Source organism: Methylovulum psychrotolerans, assembly GCF_002923755.1.
Lineage (GTDB): Bacteria > Pseudomonadota > Gammaproteobacteria > Methylococcales > Methylomonadaceae > Methylovulum > Methylovulum psychrotolerans.
In genome coordinates, this window is the sequence record NZ_PGFZ01000008.1 from 132,504 (window position 1) to 146,663 (window position 14,160).

The window sequence follows — 14,160 nt, forward strand, 5'->3', positions numbered from 1 at the left end:
AAAGATATGTTTGGCGTTTATTGTTAGTGACAAGCACTAAGCTTGGGTAGATAATAAAAGCCAAATCCGATGTATAGTTGGCTAAAAAGCGTAAGCCGTAACGGGAAAACCGCCTTTTCGGGCCGTGATAAACGAAGCTTGGGCGATTTAATAATTAAAGGTGAGAACCGGATATATCCGGTTGTATGCTGAATGGCGGCATTGCTTTGGCAGCTTTATTGGATACAGTAACTTATACGGCCTAACGCTAGCAGGTAAGCAGATGGTAGAAAATACATGTCGCCAACAATGGATTGCCGAAGCGGCCTATTATCGGGCGGAGGCCAGAGGGTTTACTGGGGGTAATGCGCTAGAGGATTGGTTGGTGGCGGAGGAGGCGTTTATCCGGGCGCAGGTCGCCCGTTATCTTACGATAGCCGAGGAAGATGGCGGCATGACCCTTATGGGGTTGCAGCAATTGGCAGAAAGTTTAGGGGTTGAAAATTCCGCTACAATTGAGCTGAAAAGCGAGCTGATTCAGGCTATTCAAGCCGCTTGCCATCATCATCCGTGTTTCCGTTCGGCTATTTATGCGCAGTGTGGTGAAAAAGATTGCCAATGGCGTGCGGAATGCAAAAAATTAATCGCCCACTGGTGTGCGCCGTTTTAACAATCAGTAACTGGCGAATATCCTGCTGATGCAGTTAGGCCAATTACTGGCCTGCCCTACCGCTATTTTGCCCTTGCCGCGTCCCAAGTTTCGGCAGCAGTGGATAGTCCGCCATTTTTGCGGCGGCACGGTCAGGGTATAGCCAGTTGAGGCCATCGAGTTCCACGGCATCTTTGGAGACGGTGGCATTGCCTATGCCGACGATAGGCAGGGGTTTATCAGTTTGCACGACAGATAACAACAGGTTGTGGCCGGTGCGCTCCAAGATGATGGCGTTGCGTTTGAGGGTGATGCTGTTGTCAAGGTAGCTAAGGCCTTCCAAACCGTAACCGATGGCGCCGCTATTGGCGCTGGGCGGGCCTTTTTCCAACACCGAGTCTTCAATCAGCAATTCGCCACCGTTCGGGATGTCGATGAGACGGCTATCTTCTGCCGCCAACGAGGCGATGATGCTGTGCCGGATAGTGGTCTTACGCGCCCGGGATTTGATTTCATGGCCTTGGGAGACGGCAGCCAACATCAGGCTGTCTTCAATCAACAGCTCGCCGCCGCCAATATACAGGCCATGCGCCCGCCCGTCTTTGCCGAGTTTTTCAAAGCGGCTATCGGTAATGTGGATGGTTTGTTGGGGCTTATTGTCAGATAAAATGCCTTGCTCAGCATCATGGAAATAGACGTGGTTAAGCTGTAGGCCTAGCCCTTCCGAACGGAGGCAGGCACCATTCTGATCGGGGACGGCGATGTTTTTGCACTCAATATTACTGATGCTGATGTCCAAGCCTTTCGTCAGTATCGCCGCCTTGCCTTCGGCGCTGATACCATCCAGGACTACCCGGCCACTGCCGATGACGTGGATATGGTTTTGGTTAAGCACCAAGGCTTCCCTGTAGACACCAGGGCCGATTAGCAAGGTTTGCTGGTCTTCCAAGTCGGCACTGGCGGCGGCTAAGGTAAAGTAAAGTTTATCGCCGATTTTGATACGGTTAGCGGCAATAGGCGGTGTAGTTTCGGGTAAGGATTGCCAAGGGGCAAAGTTGGTGGCGATGTCGGCATCAAGCCGTTGCCGCCAGCGGGCTTGCTCTGCAAGCAGGGTGTTGGGTGCGGTTGTTTGCCTTATTGCCAGCATTAGCCTGTCATAAGCGCTGGCGAAAGCCTCACGATCATAGCTATAAGCGGCCATTAAGAGCAGGTTGATGGCGATACCGCTGCCTAGCAGATAATAAACTGTCCAGCGGCGCAGGATATCAAGGAGTTTTGGCATAAGTAGGGAGGTTAAGTTAAGGCAGGTCAGGTGTAAGCGCATTTGGGGATGCGCCTAATGGACATTGTCTGCCAGCTAATAAGTTATGGATTTGTTGGCAATGGGCTAAAATACGCGAAGCTATAATGTGCCGCTATTATCCTAAGCGTTGTCAATACCAGACAACGTCTCCCATTGCCGTCCGCCTTCATTATGTCGCTGATTAATTATCTTTTTACCCATTGCTGCGCTGTCGTTTTTCTTATCTTGGCAGGTTTTATGGCGAGCGTCCATGTTTTTGCGCCTGTGCCGCTGGTGTTGTTAGGTCTCTATTTGGGGGTATTGGCCTATTACCCTAAAGCTTGGCTGGTGGCGGTGCCCGCCTTGTTGCCGATTTTGGACTTAAGCTTATGGACAGGCAATTTGTTGTATAACGAATACGATATTTTGCTGTCGGCAACTTTGGCGGTGCTGTATTGGCGTAAGGATGTTGAGGAGCAATTGCCGTCTCCGCCTTACCGATGGCTTTATTGGGTTCTGTTGGCGGCGTTTAGTGCCAGTTTTTTGCAAAACGTTTGGCCGCTGTTCCAAGATACCGTACAGCCCGACGACATTTATCAGGGTAATTGGAATAGCCTGCGCCTTGGTAAGGGCTTTTTTTATGCTTGGCTATTATGGCCGTTTATGCGCCGTGAGTTGCTGGTAAGCCCTGAGCGTAGCCAGCGTCTGTTGGCTACGGGTATCGTCGCCAGTTTATGGGTGTTTGGTCTTTTGGTGCTGTGGGAACGGCATGTGCTGGGGGCGTTGCTCAGTTTTCATGACCGTTACGAAGCGTTGTCGGCTTTTTTAGATTTTGCCAGCACTTACCGGATTACCGGCTGGTTTACCGATATGCACGTCGGCGGCGAAGCGGTGGACGGCTATTTGGTGTCGCTCACGCCTTTAGCGGTGTACCTGCTGACGCGCCCGTTACGGCCATTGGCGTTCAATGCTGTCCTGCTGGCGGTCGGGGCGGGGTTTTATGCGATTATCGTCACGTTTACGCGTACCACGATTGCCAGCTTTTCCCTGTCCATGCTGGTGACCTTAATCGTCTTCTTGGTAGGCCGGCGGCAGACCCTGAAAAAAACCGGCACGGCCTTGGCAGCGCCGCTGCTACTCTTGGCGGTCGGCCTGTTCGGTCTGGTGTTGGGCTTTAAAATGGCGGGTTATCAGGCATTATTGGTGGGTTTGTTGGCGGTTGTCGCCGCCACCTTATGCACTTACTACGCGGTAGGGTGGGGATGGGTTTGGCAAGTGTTGGCGGGTTTGGCCTTAGCGGGTTTGGCGGCTTGGGGGATCAGCGATTCGGCCTTGGAAAGCAAATGGCATACTTATACAGAGGCTGAAGCCCTGCGGCTGGCCGTGCTGTTGGCGGTTGCCCAGGTCGGTTTAGGGCTGTTGTTAGGCAGAACCGCGCGTAAGCTCGCCATTGCGTTAAAAAACCTGCAAGTCGCGCTGATTTTTGTCGGTTTGTTTGCATTATTGGCGATAGGCATGAGTTCGGAGCGTTTTGAAGAACGCTTTGCGCAAGTGGGCAATGATTTATCGACCCGCGAACAGCACTGGCAACAAATGCTCTCGTTCCGTACTCCCGATAGCTTAAGCAGCCTGCTCATTGGTGAGGGTATCGGCACAATACCCAGTTTGTTTTACCAAAACACTTTGTTGACGCGCCGTTTACCGGATTTTCATGTTGCCGAAGACAGCGGCCAGCCGGTTTTACTGTTGGGTCCCAGCGATATGACGCTAATCCAAAAACTCATTTTGCCGCCGCACCAGCATTATCAACTGACGGTCACTGCCCGCTTTAAATCCATCTCCGAGAGCCTGGGGCTACGCGTTTGCAAAAAACATATTTTATTTAGCGACCATTATCCGCCCAGTTGCCTCGATACGGCCTTTAAGCCTGCGCAAGCCGACCGTTGGGAAACCTTTCATTGGGAGTTTGACCATGCCGGGCATAGCCTGTTGGATTGGCCGACCACGCTGATTATTCATAATTCAGGTGTCTTGCCCGTCGCTATCCGTGCGGTTGCCCTAGATGGCTCCAATGGCGAACATTATATCAGGAACGGCCAGTTTGCCGATAAACTGCAAAGTTGGTTATGGACGATAGATTTTGACCATTTGCCTTGGCATAGCAAACAGTTGTTTATCCATCTTTGGTTAGAGCAGGGGTGGGTAGGGGTGGGGGTGTTTGTGGTGTTGGTCGTGTTGGTATGCCGTCGGCAACTGGGCTTATTGGCTAAGGGCGAAACCGTGCCTTTAGCGTTTTTACCGGCGTTAGCCGCTGTGCTGTTGGAAGGGCTGACGGGGACGATGCTGGACGCGCCCAGGGTCAGTACCCAGATTTATCTGATTTTGTTTGCCGCCCTGCAATGGCCGGAGGTGGATAGGCCGTTAAAGCAAGCCAAACGGCAGAGGCTAACGCGGCGTTGACAGTGGTGTTTTTTTCTTGAACTATCAGGCTTAGGGTTTTTCAGCAGGGCAATGCACTGGGTTTAAGGATGCGTCATGATGATGTGCCGACCTCGCCGCCAATTTCATATATAATGTTGGGTCTTAACATTGTCTTTTTATCCGCCCTTTACATGCCGAAAAAGAAATCTGCACTCCCTTTTGAAGACGCGCTTGCCGAGCTTGAGCAACTGGTCAACCGCTTGGAACAAGGCGACGTTTCCCTGGAAGAATCGTTACGGTCGTTTGAGCGCGGCGTTAGCCTGACCCGCACTTGCCAACAGGCTTTGCAAGAAGCGGAGCAAAAAATCCAGATTCTCCTAGAAAAAAACGGCACTCAATCCCTGGAGCCCTTTACTGATGAGCCAAGCGCTAAAAGAATATCTTAGTTTCTGTCAACACCGTGTCGAACACGCACTGGAGCAACGTTTGCCCAAACCGGACATTTTGCCGCAACGGCTGCACCAGGCGATGCGTTATTGTGTGCTGGACGGCGGTAAGCGCACCCGTCCGCTGCTGACCTATTGCACCGGCAAAACCTTAGGCCTGCCGCCGGACAGTTTGGATGGCGCGGCCTGTGCGGTCGAGTTTATCCATGTCTATTCGTTAATCCATGACGATTTGCCGGCAATGGACGATGATGAGCTGCGGCGCGGTAAGCCCACTTGCCATGTCGCTTTTGACGAAGCGACCGCCATTCTGGCCGGGGATGCTTTACAGGCCTTGGCGTTTGAGGTGCTTGCCCACGACCCCAGTATTGCTGCCAGTGCCGCCAACCGTTTGCAAATGCTGACGGTTTTGGCAAGGGCCAGCGGCTCACAAGGCATGGTCGGCGGGCAGGCGATCGATTTGGCGGCGGTCGGCACCCAGCTGAGCTTGCCGGAGTTGGAAAATATGCACATCCATAAGACCGGGGCGTTGATCCGTGCCAGCGTCAACTTAGCGACGTTAGCCAAGCCGGATTTAGATCCGGTGCTGGCGACCAAGCTGGACCATTATGCCAAATGTATTGGCCTGTCGTTTCAGGTGAAGGACGATATTCTCGACGAAGAAAGCGATACTGCGACCTTGGGCAAAACCCAAGGCAAAGATAAGGATAACAACAAGCCTACTTATCCGGCCTTGTTGGGCATGGCGGGAGCGAAGCAAAAAGCGCGTGAGTTGCATGAAATGGCTTTGGCAAACTTGAGTGTGTTTGGTGATGAAGCCGACTTGTTGCGTGATTTGTCATTGTATATTATTGAGCGCAGCCATTAAGCGATGAAAAAGAGGCGGTTAATCCGATGCTTGCAATAGCCGCTTTTTAAGGCCAACTTTAGGGCTTTAAATATAGGTTTATTTTTTGGATAATGTGAAAAATCACCTGTTATTTACGGCAATAGACACTATACTTAAGCAACTAAAAAGGGTTTAGGTAGTCTTGCTGAAAAAAACCTCCCAATAGCCTATTTCAGTAACCCTTTGCTAATTTTGTTATCCTTGTCGGAGATAAAAACGTGACTTTCCTATATTGCCGATTAGCGTTTCCCTGTGCTTCGGGTCAGTTGGCAACAGCGGATTTTTATTGGTGTTGAAATGATTGCAAGTACCTGTTTTGTAGCTTCGTTACCCGTCTGCCACCCAAAAGGCCGGCTGCTGGCGGGTTTTGGTTTGATCGAACTCATGATCACGCTGGTGATAGCGTCTATCTTTCTGGGCTTGGCTTTACCTAGTTTTAAAAAGTTGACTAGCGATACGCGTCTGACGGCGTATACCAATGATTTTATGACGGCGTTACTGCAAGCCAAAAGCGAAGCGGTGAAGCGTGATGCGGCGGTTACGGTCTTATCGGCCAGTGGTACGCCCGGACAATGGGAGGCGGGGTGGTATGTGTATGTTAATGCCAGCCCGTTTACTAATGGCGGGGTCGGCAATTTTGACTTGGCTAACGACAGTTTATGCTTACCCGACCAAAACTGCCTGTTGCGTGTCCACGACCCCTTGTCGGGAGGCTATACGCTGAGAACCGTCACGGGTGGTACGTCTTTTGATATGGTTATCACCTATCTGGGCAACGGCCTTACCTTGATTGCCCCCATTCAGGAGACATTTACCCTCTGTGATGGTACTCACGACAACACCCAGTCCCGGCAAATTGCCATCAACGCGATTGGCCGGGCTCGCTCCTCTTCCGGTACGGGGAACTGTCCATGATGCTAGCGCGTGGCATAATGCCTAAAGCCTTGGGCTTTACCTTAATTGAAGTGCTGGTCACTATGCTGTTGTTGTCAGGCGGTATGTTGGGGTTTGCCGCTTTGCAGGGCGTTAGCCTAAAAAACAACCAAAAGGCTTTGCAGCACAGTATCGCCACCCAATTGGCTTATGATTTGGCTGACCGGATGCGTGCCAACCATGATCCCAGTGGTTCGCCTCTTGCTGGGCCTGTTTATGCGGGCTTATCGCCTGCCAATGCGGTTCAGCAGCCCGCTTGCGTCCCTATGGGGGCGGGTACCGCTGGCTGTCCACGCGACATAATGGCGCAAAACGATCTTTTTGAGTGGTATCAAAGTGCCACTATCAATACGCAATTGCCGGGTGTTATCGCGAGCGTCGTTAACGCGGGTGCTACTGCCACTGGCGGTACGATGTACACGATTACCATTAATTGGGACAGTAACCGTGACGGTGTTGTCGATACCAACTATGGCACGGACGATTTCTACAGAATGAGCCTGTATTTATGAAACAGTATGGCGGACGGCGTTATCAGCACGGCATGACGCTTATTGAACTCATGATTGCCATGCTGATAGGCATATTTTTGCTGGGTGGCCTGATCCGAATATTCACTAATAGCCGACATGCCTACAATCTCCAGCAAGCGGTGGGGCAAGTGCAGGAAAATGGCCGGTTCGCCTTGGATTTTCTTGGCAATGACCTGCGCATGGCGGATTTTTGGGAATGCCGGGCGAATAACTTTGATATTCTTGGGTTGCCGCCTGTCAACCCGATTAACGGCACCGCTGATCTTGGTGTAACCGGTACCGATGACATAGGGGTCAACAATGCCGACAGCATCACGGTTGCGTGGACGCTTGGGACGTGGACACCAAATAATTTAACCTGTATGAATGCCGGAGCCGTGTGGGTACGCTATACGGTAGGTGTCTCCAGTAGCGGTAACGGCACGTCGTTGTTCCGGCAAACTAATACCGATGCACAACCCATAGAACTGATTGAAGGGGTCAACAATATGCAGATTCTCTACGGTGAAGATACGGACCCGCCCACGAACAGGGATTATTCCCCCAATTATTATGTGCCATACGGTTTAGTGCAAAATATGTCCAATGTCGTCAGCATCAGGGTTAGCCTGTTATTGTCAAGCCTGAGTAATGTCGCCACCCAGCCAGTCGGCTATGTTTATCAGGGCGTGACTGTTAGCGACCCTGGCGACTTTAAACTCTACCGGGTCTTTACCACGACTATCGCTTTGCGCAATCGGATACCATAATAATGCTTAAAGCCAACCCTTACCAACCTCAAAACCCTTGCCTACATCAGAAGGGCGCGGTACTTGCCATTGGCTTGGTTATGCTGTTGTTGCTGACGCTCATCGGCATTAGCGGCACCCAATCCACCGGCCTCGAAGAACGGATGGCGGGTAACGAACAAGACGAAAATCTCGCTTTCCAAGCTGCCGAAGCCACCATTAAGGCCGCCGAACAGCAGTTGGAGTGGACGGCCGGACATGCGGTCGTTATCAATTATACTCAGGAGGGCATAAACGGCTACTATACGGTGGACAGCCCGGTGTTAAACGACCCGGCATCAAATTATTTGTCGGTAACGCAGACTGCGGCTTTTTGGGAAAACAACCCCAGCATAACGTATAGCGACGGGACGCTCGTTGATGTTAACTTGGATAATCCGCCCAAGTATTTTATCCAATTTCTTGGGCAGCATATTAGTCGCGATACAACTCAGAATAACAATAATAATACTTGTATTTATCGGATCATGGCTTATGCGCGTGGCCGTAGCGCCAGTTCTTTAGCCATAGTTGAGTCTATATATGCGATTGGGGCGAGCGTTAGGAATGGCGGGTGTTAATTGATGGCTTTGATTTATTTTTCAGTGGCAAGTGCTGTAGTCGGGGCAAACTTTTACAGTAAGCCACTCAATATTAGGTTAGGTAAGGCGGGGTAGCCTTATAATTGGCAAGGTTTTTTTAACGGCTAGCCAGATTTCTGCTTTTTAATGTTATTCCCATGCTGATTTCGTCAGTGGAGAAACTTATGAACAACACCATCAAGATTCAATTGAGGCTTTGTGGCTATTGGCTGCGTTACCCCGTGGCTGTTTGCGCCTTGCTGTTTGCGGCGGTCTCGTTTGCTGGTCAGGTTGCGCAGTCGCCGCTGTTTTTGACCAATGCCGCCAAGCCAATTGTTATGCTGAATATGTCCAGAGACCATCAGTTGTATTTTAAGGCATTTGATGACTATTCCGATATTGATGGTAACGGCATACCCGATACCACTTACATGAATAATTTTGACTATTACGGATACTTCGACAGCAGTAAGTGCTATACCTACAGCAACAACGAATTTGAGCCTAGCGCCACTGCCCAAACCAGCCGCTATTGCCCCGCCGGCAACTCTTTGTGGAGCGGTAACTTTTTAAACTGGGCGACCATGACCCGCATGGACGAGATCCGTAAAATTCTCTATGGCGGTTTGCGCTCCACCGACAGCGGCACCGTTACGGTATTGGAGCGGGCGTTCATCCCCAATGACGGGCACAGTTTTGCCAAATATTATGTCGGTGTGGACAGCACCGAACTGACCAAGTTGACCCCGTATACCGCCGCGCAAGTTACTAATGGCATCACCCTTTGTAACACGACGGCGACGGCGGGTTCGGTGTTGTCACAAAACTCCGTCGATCCGCCAAAAGTCCGAGTGGTTAAAGGCGACTACCGCTTATGGGCGGCTAACGAACGCTGGCAATGTACTTGGTCGGGCGAACACAGCGCGAGTAACTCCAATAACTCGACCTATTCCGGTATGGCTTCGGCGGGCAGTAGCCCCAGTGCAACAGACGCCGTCGTCTTGGGCGACTATATTGCGCGGATTTTGGTTTGTGTCAGCGGCAATGTCGGTAACGAAACCTGTAAGACCTACCCTAACGGCAATGTCAAGCCGATTGGGTTGCTGCAAACCTATGGCGATGATAATTTAATCCGTTTTGGCCTGATGACCGGCTCTTATAGCAAAAATAAATCCGGTGGGGTGCTGCGGAAAAATGTCGGTACGATGGCCGATGAAATCAATGTCACTACAGATGGGGCATTCAAGGTCGCCCCTTCCGGTGCCACGACCAGTTACGGTATTATCAGCACCATTAACAGACTGAGGACGTATGGGTATAGTTATAACGACGGTACATATAATAGCGGCGACAATTGCAATTGGGGTTTAAATACCTTTATCAACGGTAATTGCACCAATTGGGGCAACCCGCAATCGGAAATCCTTTTGGAATCCTTGCGCTATATTGCCGGCAAAACCGCGTACACGACCTTTTCTGCCAATGATACGACAAAAATTCCCGGCCTGACCACTGCGGCATTTTCTGACCCGATTTCATCTACCGAATGGTGCGCTTCGCTGAATATTATCCAATTTAACGCCAGCGTCAGTTCTTACGATAACGATGACTTTAACAGCACCAATCTTGCGGATATAGCGATCAGCGACCTTAATGCTGAAACGAATACGGTCGGCAGCAGTGAGGGCATTACTAACAATAACTATTTTATTGGCGAAAATGGCACCGATAATAACCAATTATGCACCGCAAAAACGCTGACCAGTTTGAGTGCCGCCAGAGGGGTTTGCCCCGAAGCCCCGCGCCTTTCCGGGACGTATTTGTCGAGCGGTCTGGCGCATTTCTCCCATATCAATGATATGCGCCCTGCGATGACCGGCAACCAACTGATCAATTTTTATGGGGTTGCCTTAGCCCCCGCCATTCCAAAATGGCAAATACCGATACCGGGTACCGATAAGTTTATTACGCTATTGCCGGCCTGCCAGAATACCGGCATCACCGCTGGCGGGACGGGTAACTGCGCCCTAATGGACTTTAAGGTGGTTAGCCAAACCAGCACGGGTACCAGCAATTCCGGCAAGTTGTACGTCAATTGGGAAGACAGCGAGCAAGGCGGTGATTTTGACCAAGATATGTGGGGTACTATCGAATATACCGTTACGTCTAGCCAAGTCATTATAAAAACGGGGGTCATTGCCCAATCGACCAGCTTTCCGATGGCGTTTGGTTATGTTATCAATGGCACAACCCAAGACGGCTTCCATGCCCATTCCGGCATTTACTCATACAAATATACCGATCCTACCGGTGTGACGGCCTGTAATACCTGTAGCATCAGTAGTCCGCCCGCATTTACCAGTGTGACCTACACTATCGGCACGGCTACTAACGGGCAAAGTTTGCAGCAACCGTTGTACTATGCGGCCAAATGGGGCGGTTTTGTCGATGCGGGTGGGGATAAGGCCATCACCTCGCCATCAGAATGGGATGCCAATCAGGATGGTCTTCCTGACCGTTATTATGCGGCCACTTCACCGCAAAAATTGGCGACCTCACTAGCCGATGCTTTTGCTGATGTTTTGCGTACCCCTGCTTCAGCCTCGTCGGTCGCCACTAATTCAACCCAATTCCAAACGGACAGCTTTGTTTATCAGGCGACTTTTAACAGTACCGATTGGAGCGGGCATTTATATGCGTATACGCTGGTAACGGAAGATACGAATGGTAACGGCAAGTTGGATTTGGCTACACCCACTAGTGCAACAGAAGATACGAATGGTAACGGTAAGCTCGATGCCGGTGGTATCGGCAAGGCAGTATGGGATGCCGGACAAAACTCCGAAGACACCAACGGTAACGGGGTCTTGGATGTGGGTGAGGATAGTAATGGCAATAATACTTTAGATACTTCGTTAATCCCCGCCGCCGCCGCCCGCCGTATCTATAGCTATGATCCGAGCAAAACCGGTCTTAGGGGTATTGAGTTCCTTTGGGGAGGTACATCCCTCACTTCTTTGAATGACGCACAAAAAACCGTCTTGGATAATGCCAGTTTCACTGCGGCCAGCACTTCTAGTCCTATTATCGATTACTTACGCGGCGACCGCAGCAAGGAAATTAAGTTGTCACCGACTGGCATTTACCGTACCCGTACCAATTTGTTGGGTGATATTATCAATTCCGACCCTTTATTTGTGGGGCGGGATAATCAGGGTTATACGGCATTGCCTGGCAACGAAGGAAGCGATTATACGGCTTTTACCCACCAGAACCGTACTGCCATGCTGTATGTCGGTTCCAATGACGGCATGTTACATGCCGTTAATGCCACTACGGGTGCGGAGGTGTTCACCTATATCCCTAATGCCGTTATCTCGGCTGAATTTGCCAGTTTGGTTCTGCCAAATTACACCCATAAATATTTTGTCGATGGCTCGCCACAATATGGCGATGCTTATTTTGACAATATTTGGCACACGATACTGGTCGGCAGTATGGGGGCGGGTAGCACGACGACAGTCGGGGGGGCGGCAGGTACGGGTGGCCGGGCGGTGTTTGCCTTGGACATTACCAATCCTGATGGTTTTGCGGACATTGCTACGGGATTGGGCAATATTTTATGGGAGTTTTCTAACCGCGATGATACCGATTTAGGCTATACCATTCCTAAAGCCAGTGTGGTGCGTATGGCGGATGGTGGCTGGCGGGCGATCGTCAGCAATGGCTTTGATAGTGCCAGCGGTAATGCGGCATTATTCATTCTGGATATAAAAACGGGCGCGGTCGTCAAGAAAATAGTGCTCGACAGTACCGGCAGCAATGGCTTGGCCGCACCCGTCACTGTTGATGCCGATAATGATAGGATTATCGATTATATTTATGCGGGGGACTTAAAAGGTAATCTCTGGAAGATTGATGTGACTAGCGGCAGCACCAGTGCTTGGGCCGTGTCTAATGGTGGCACACCACTCTTTGTGGCCCAGGATAGCGTCGGCAACCGCCAGCCCATTACCGAAAAACCGGCGATCACTCAAGCAAATGGGTCTGGTCAAAATGTTGGCTTTATGGTTTATTTTGGTACGGGTAAGTATTTTGAAACTGGGGATAACTTGGTGTCAGGGTCTTCACCCATTCAAACCTTTTATGGTATTTGGGATAATTGTTCTAAGGCCTCGGTGGGCTGTAGTAATGCCATTACAGGAGGGCGGGGCGCTTTGCAGCAACAATCCATCATTTTTGAAGGGCCTTCTAATTTTACTTATAAGGCATCGGATGGCTCACTCCAAACAGTTAACATTAGGGTTGTCTCCAATTGTGATGTTGCCTACGATGGCACTACGCCCAGTACGACCGGTTCACCTTGTACGGCCAATGTTAATCGGCGCGGCTGGTATATGGATTTGCTCCAGCCCAGTTTGGCGGCGCAAGGGGAGATGTCGTATACCGAACCGCAAGTGCGTAATGGCTTGGTCATTTTCGCAACGAGCATCCCTATTAACGAAACCTGTACTCCAGGCGGCACGGGGTGGCTAATGGAGCTTGATGCCTCTTCTGGGGCCCGGCTCTCCGGCAGTGCCTTCGATGTCAATGGTGACGGTAAGATTGATGCCAGTGATTTGTCGACCCTTTCTGGTGACCAGGTAGCCGATTCGGGTATGCAATCTACTGTCGGTATCATTAAGACACCCACCATAGTCGCCTGTGAAGCGACTATGGATTGTAAGTATATGAGCGGCAGTAACGGCGCACTGATGGTTGTACATGAAGCAAATAGCGGCCCTGGCTGCATTCCGACGGCCAGTGACCCTTGTAGCAACTCTACCGGTAATGCTTCGGGGTTAAAGCGTCTTCTTTGGAAGCAATGGTAGTTTGAATCTTATGAAAAAAAGCAACCTAAAATTAAGCCAAGGCGTTACGCTGATTGAGCTGATGATAGCTGTCGTTATTATCAGTATTCTCGCCAGCATAGCTTATCCTAGCTATCGGCAACATATAATGCAGGCGCATCGGGTCGATGCGCAAGCGAGCTTAGTGAGCTTGTCAAATCTCATGGAGCAGCAATTCACCCAAAGTGGCAGTTATGCGAATGTTAACGCGCCTGCGGCCAGCGATTATTATTTATATATTATCAATTCCACCAATACTTCTTATGTTTTGAGCGCTACGCCTATTCCGGGTAGCGCCCAAGACGGTGATACTTGCGGTACGTTAACGTTGGATAATTTTGGGCAAAAATCAGCCGATCTCGCTACCGGATGTTGGGGATCTTTATAGAAAAACACCGGGCATCCGGCCTTCAGGGGAGGAGCTTTTTCCCCTAACTGTCGTCTGTATGACGGGGAGGGCTGGAGTGCAGCTTGGCAGGTTTATCAGATAAGGCTTAGACTAGGGGGCTTAATCGGCCTTTGGTGTCCGTAGCCCTGTCAGCATCAGGTATAACCCCAGCATAATCAGCCCTATATCGGCCATTTTGTAAGGGTCGGTGACCAGCATTACCGTGCCGGACGCGAAGGCGAATAAGCCTAGTACCGCGCTCTCGAAATGGATCGTATAATTAATCACGGGTAAACCCCCGGCTCTGCCGGGGGACTCACAAAGTTTGACAATTACGGGAATCATCGAGAGCCTCCCAATCTGTGAACCGCCTAAAGTTCAAAAGATTGAGGAAGCAAACGAT

12 protein-coding genes are annotated in these 14,160 nt (G+C 50.7%); 10 read left to right on the plus strand and 2 right to left on the minus strand.

The window, feature by feature from the left end; translation table 11 throughout:
* Positions 1 to 262: 262 nt before the first annotated feature.
* Positions 263 to 649 carry a Rho termination factor N-terminal domain-containing protein gene (locus AADEFJLK_RS16615; RefSeq protein ID WP_103975014.1) on the plus strand — a complete coding sequence of 129 codons (387 nt, stop codon included), beginning with the start codon at positions 263 to 265 and terminating at the stop codon, positions 647 to 649.
* A 43-nt stretch (positions 650 to 692) separates the two neighbouring features.
* Here AADEFJLK_RS16615 and AADEFJLK_RS16620 read toward each other — a convergent pair whose 3' ends face one another.
* Positions 693 to 1,910: a hypothetical protein gene (locus AADEFJLK_RS16620; protein WP_103975015.1), complete on the minus strand. Its 1,218-nt coding sequence runs from the start codon at positions 1,908 to 1,910 to the stop codon at positions 693 to 695.
* A 192-nt stretch (positions 1,911 to 2,102) separates the two neighbouring features.
* Here AADEFJLK_RS16620 and AADEFJLK_RS16625 point away from each other — a divergent pair, with 192 nt between their 5' ends.
* The 9 genes from AADEFJLK_RS16625 to AADEFJLK_RS16665 all read left to right on the plus strand — a co-directional run bounded on the left by AADEFJLK_RS16625 (position 2,103) and on the right by AADEFJLK_RS16665 (position 13,757).
* A complete protein-coding gene (locus AADEFJLK_RS16625) occupies positions 2,103 to 4,370 on the plus strand; it encodes a hypothetical protein (RefSeq protein WP_088620211.1) in 2,268 nt (755 codons plus the stop codon).
* A 152-nt stretch (positions 4,371 to 4,522) separates the two neighbouring features.
* The gene (locus AADEFJLK_RS16630; RefSeq protein WP_088621650.1) at positions 4,523 to 4,777 is read left to right on the plus strand and encodes an exodeoxyribonuclease VII small subunit; all 255 of its coding nucleotides are present in this window, start codon (positions 4,523 to 4,525) and stop codon (positions 4,775 to 4,777) included.
* Entirely contained in the window at positions 4,749 to 5,645 is an 897-nt protein-coding gene (gene ispA, locus AADEFJLK_RS16635) for a (2E,6E)-farnesyl diphosphate synthase (RefSeq protein ID WP_103975017.1), read from the plus strand. The genes AADEFJLK_RS16630 and ispA overlap by 29 nt, the downstream gene beginning before the upstream one ends.
* Before the next feature lie 318 nt (positions 5,646 to 5,963).
* Entirely contained in the window at positions 5,964 to 6,581 is a 618-nt protein-coding gene (locus AADEFJLK_RS16640; protein ID WP_103975018.1) for a GspH/FimT family pseudopilin, read from the plus strand.
* Entirely contained in the window at positions 6,578 to 7,111 is a 534-nt protein-coding gene (pilV, locus tag AADEFJLK_RS16645; protein WP_249028067.1) for a type IV pilus modification protein PilV, read from the plus strand. The genes AADEFJLK_RS16640 and pilV overlap by 4 nt, the downstream gene beginning before the upstream one ends.
* A complete protein-coding gene (locus AADEFJLK_RS16650) occupies positions 7,108 to 7,881 on the plus strand; it encodes a PilW family protein (protein ID WP_103975108.1) in 774 nt (257 codons plus the stop codon). Before pilV ends, AADEFJLK_RS16650 begins: the two co-directional genes overlap by 4 nt.
* Before the next feature lie 2 nt (positions 7,882 to 7,883).
* Positions 7,884 to 8,480, plus strand: coding sequence for a pilus assembly PilX family protein (locus AADEFJLK_RS24670; protein WP_170065143.1), 597 nt, complete (start codon positions 7,884 to 7,886; stop codon positions 8,478 to 8,480).
* A 185-nt stretch (positions 8,481 to 8,665) separates the two neighbouring features.
* Positions 8,666 to 13,351 carry a pilus assembly protein gene (locus AADEFJLK_RS16660; RefSeq protein ID WP_170065144.1) on the plus strand — a complete coding sequence of 1,562 codons (4,686 nt, stop codon included), beginning with the start codon at positions 8,666 to 8,668 and terminating at the stop codon, positions 13,349 to 13,351.
* 10 nt (positions 13,352 to 13,361) lie between these two features.
* A complete protein-coding gene (locus AADEFJLK_RS16665; RefSeq protein ID WP_103975020.1) occupies positions 13,362 to 13,757 on the plus strand; it encodes a type IV pilin protein in 396 nt (131 codons plus the stop codon).
* Positions 13,758 to 13,877: 120 nt separating this feature from the next.
* Here AADEFJLK_RS16665 and AADEFJLK_RS24675 read toward each other — a convergent pair whose 3' ends face one another.
* Positions 13,878 to 14,045 carry a hypothetical protein gene (locus tag AADEFJLK_RS24675; protein ID WP_170065145.1) on the minus strand — a complete coding sequence of 56 codons (168 nt, stop codon included), beginning with the start codon at positions 14,043 to 14,045 and terminating at the stop codon, positions 13,878 to 13,880.
* Between the last annotated feature and the right edge of the window lie 115 nt (positions 14,046 to 14,160).